5 protein-coding genes are annotated in these 3,175 nt (G+C 69.1%); 2 read left to right on the top strand and 3 right to left on the bottom strand.

The features are described 5' to 3' along the window. Positions 1-236: 236 nt before the first annotated feature. Together VFS34_14055 and VFS34_14050 are read left to right on the top strand one after the other, a co-directional pair. Positions 237-659, top strand: coding sequence for a single-stranded DNA-binding protein (locus tag VFS34_14055; GenBank protein ID HET9795573.1), 423 nt, complete (start codon positions 237-239; stop codon positions 657-659). 166 nt (positions 660-825) lie between these two features. After that, positions 826-1,383, top strand: coding sequence for a CARDB domain-containing protein (locus VFS34_14050; GenBank protein HET9795572.1), 558 nt, complete (start codon positions 826-828; stop codon positions 1,381-1,383). Between the two features lie 40 nt (positions 1,384-1,423). On the opposite strand, the gene VFS34_14045 is transcribed toward VFS34_14050, so the two are convergent. The 3 genes from VFS34_14045 to VFS34_14035 form a co-directional block, all read right to left on the bottom strand. Beyond that, entirely contained in the window at positions 1,424-1,852 is a 429-nt protein-coding gene (locus VFS34_14045) for a redoxin domain-containing protein (protein HET9795571.1), read from the bottom strand. 63 nt (positions 1,853-1,915) lie between these two features. After that, the gene (locus VFS34_14040) at positions 1,916-2,587 is read right to left on the bottom strand and encodes a hypothetical protein (protein HET9795570.1); all 672 of its coding nucleotides are present in this window, start codon (positions 2,585-2,587) and stop codon (positions 1,916-1,918) included. Beyond that, positions 2,584-2,835 carry a UBP-type zinc finger domain-containing protein gene (locus VFS34_14035; GenBank protein ID HET9795569.1) on the bottom strand — a complete coding sequence of 84 codons (252 nt, stop codon included), beginning with the start codon at positions 2,833-2,835 and terminating at the stop codon, positions 2,584-2,586. Before VFS34_14035 ends, VFS34_14040 begins: the two co-directional genes overlap by 4 nt. Positions 2,836-3,175 lie beyond the last annotated feature (340 nt).

Genomic DNA, 3,175 nt, shown 5'->3' with positions numbered 1-3,175 from the left:
GTCGAGAGGCCGTAGATCGCCGTCTCGCGGGAAAGCGTCTTGAGCGGCGACTTCACTGCGGAGGATTCTAGCGCCCGGCCGTTCGCCGCGACGCGGCGAACAGCGTCGAGGCGATGGCCGACTTCCGGCCCGCACTCTCGAACCTCTCGCCTCTCGACGCTCGACGCGCAACCGGCGGCCCGCCGTCCGCCCCGGGTGTACTATCCGCGGAACCGACATCGGAGAAGGAGGAAGACATGGCCGGCGTCAACAAGGTGATTCTCATCGGACATCTCGGAGCGGACCCCGAAGTGTCGACGACCCAGGGCGGAACCGCGCTCGCGAAGTTTCGCCTGGCGACGACGGAAACGTGGAAGGACCGGTCGACCGGGGAGCGCCAGGAGCGAACCGAATGGCACTCGATCGTCGCCTGGGATAAGCTCGCCCAGATCTGCGGCGAATACCTCCACAAGGGAAAGATGGTCTACGTCGAGGGAAGTCTCCAGACTCGATCCTGGGACGACCAGAACGGGCAGAAGCGCTACAAGACCGAGATCAAGGCGAACAACGTCCTGATGCTCTCGCCGAGGGTCGAGGGCGCGGCGCGGGGCGGCGGCGAGTTCCCGCAGGCGGTTCCTCCGGCGGGCGTGCCCGACGAAGACGACGACGTCCCGTTCTAGACCGTCGCGGCCGTCCCGCGATTCGCGGCTCGTCGAATGAACGGCTCGGCCGCGCAGGCGCCGCCCCCTCGCGCGGCCCGGCACGATTCGGGCTGCCCGTCGTCAGGCCGATCCTCTGAGGCACCTTGCTCATGCGCGGCCGTCCCGGTCGGGCTAACTTGGACCCATGGACGGACGTCGCTTCCGGAGGAGCGCGGCCCTGGCGTCGCTCGGGTTCGCCGTCGCCTGCGGGTCGGCGACGCATCTCACGCCTCGCGGCGATCTGTGGATTTCGGGGAGAGTGCTGGTCTTCGAGCATGAGCTCCCGAATCTCGCGCTCGTGCGCCTGGAGCCAGCGGGCCCGACCGTCGGAATCTCGCGCGACGCCGCGGGACGCTGGGTCGCCGCCGTCGCAGTTCGAAACTTCGGCCTCGGCAAGACGGCGGCTCCGGCCGAGGTCGACGTCTTCGTGGACGGCCGGCCCGCCGGCTCCTGGACGATCCGGGCACCGATTCGCTCCGGCGTGACCGTCCGGAATCTCTCGATCCCGATCGGCGGCTTCGCCGCGGGCGCGCACGAAGTCCGCGTCGCGATCGACCCCTCGAACCGTGTCGAGGAGAGCATGAAGTCCGACAACGAGTACCGAACGACGTTCACGGTCCCCCCGGCCGACGCGGTCCTCGCGGCGGTTTTTCCCTCCGGGAACGGACGTTCTTCGGATCGCGCAGGTGATCCGCCGCGTTGACGCGCCCTTCCTCGTTCACGACGAAGAGGTTCACGAGCGGTCAGGTGTCGGGCACCGCCTCGCCCGACCACGCTCTCCCGACGGAACCGTCGTCGATCAGGATCGGGAACTTCGCCCGGGTCCGCCGCCGGAACTCGGCCGGCGCCGGTTCCGAGCCGCCGGGGAAATGGATCGCGACGATCTCCGTTTCGAGCTCCCCCCGCTCCCGGAGCTCCTCGAGCTCGATCGCCTGATCCTCGCAGACCGCGCAGAGGTTCGTGAACCAGACGATCGTCTCGCGCACGCCGATCCACTCGGCCGAGCGGCGAAGCCGGCCGCGATCGTCGGTCAGGACGAACGGCGGAGCGAGGTCTCCCGGAGCGAGCGGCCGGCCGGCGCCGGACGACGCGGCGAACCGCCGGCGGCGTTCGCGCTCCCAGCGCCGGAACAGCCAGGGGCGCAGGGACCGGAAGGACCAGAGGACATTCACGATCCCCATTCTCTCCCCGCGGCCGACGGGAGGAACGGGAGCGTCTCGCCCACCCGGCCCGCTCTATTTCGCGGGAAGGAGCTTCAGCGTCTGCTCGTCGAAGAGAGGCGTGTCCTGCCCGACGCGCACGAAGAGGAGTTTTCCCCGGTTCCGCGCCGGTTGCGCTTCCCAGTACCCGATCCCGTCGGGCGACTCTCCCCAGTCGCCGCACGGGGGGTCCGGCACCCCGTCCGTCTTCCCCTTCGCCTCGAGCTCGGCGTCGTAGGCCTTGTCCGGAACGAACGTGTAGCGCTCGACGCCCGCCGGCGTCCGGGTGAACTCGTCGCGATAGGGCACGAGGACACAGCGCGCCGCGAGGGCCTCGTCGGTCTTCTCGCGGAACAGTCGCTTCGCCCCCGATTCCGGGGTCTCTCCCGGCGTCAGCGAATAGACGTCGACGAGAGGCTCGACGCTTCCCCCTCCGTCCGAATAGCGAATCGCGAGCGAGGACTTCGAAAAGAGAAAATCGATCTTCCGGAATCCGAAATCACAGCGCTGGACCCACGCTTCCAGGCCGAGATTCGCGTCCGACAGCCGTTCCCACGCGCACCCTTTTTCGGGAGGGCGCGAGGGCTCGGCATCCGGCGCAGGGGCCCCGAAAACACAGGCCGCGGCGAGCAGGACCGCGGCGCAGGCCGGCGTGGACCTCGTTCGACGCGATCCCCGCCGGTGCGCCGCGGATTGGCGCCGGATCACACTTCCCTCTCGTCCACGTAGCACCACCGCCACTCCTCGCCCGGCTCGAACGAGCGGATGATCGGATGACGCGAGCGATGGAAGTGCTTCGTCGCGTGGCGGTTCGGGGAGCTGTCGCAGCAACCGACGTGTCCGCAGGAAAGACAGAGCCGGAGGTGGACCCACGACGCGCCCATTTTCAGGCACTCCTCGCAGCCGTCGGCGGAGGGCGTCACGTCGCGGATCTCGGAGACGTGCTCGCAGGTCACGGCCGCTCCGTGCGCGTGAACGCCTCGTCGGCGGAGGCGATGCGGCGCCGGGAAACGAAGGGCGGTCTCCTTCCGCCCATCAGAGCTCGGGCTCCATCGAGGCCTTCCCCACCTCGAGGTCGGCGGGAACGGAGACGTGGTCGTGCACGTCGCGCCATCGATCGCCGACCTCGCGAGATCCGCTCGTCATTCTCATGGGTTTCCCCTCCGCTTCTTTTCCCGGATTCTATGTCGCGAGCGGGCGGGACTGCCGCCCGGCGTCGGAACCGCCGGGTGCCCTGAGGCGTGTAAACGTCGCACGTTTCCGGCCGCGCTCCGGACGAGATCGCCTTCCCGGCGC

The sequence above is a fragment of the Thermoanaerobaculia bacterium genome (genome assembly GCA_035717485.1).
Classification (GTDB): domain Bacteria; phylum Acidobacteriota; class Thermoanaerobaculia; order UBA5066; family DATFVB01; genus DATFVB01.
Note: the sequence above shows the minus strand (reverse complement) of the source record. Positions and strands in the feature narration are given on the sequence as shown.

Coding starts and splice junctions, on each gene's coding strand:
- VFS34_14055 (HET9795573.1), top strand. CDS start 237: ATGGCCGGCGTCAACAAGGTGATTCTCATCGGACATCTCGGAGCGGAC.
- VFS34_14050 (HET9795572.1), top strand. CDS start 826: ATGGACGGACGTCGCTTCCGGAGGAGCGCGGCCCTGGCGTCGCTCGGG.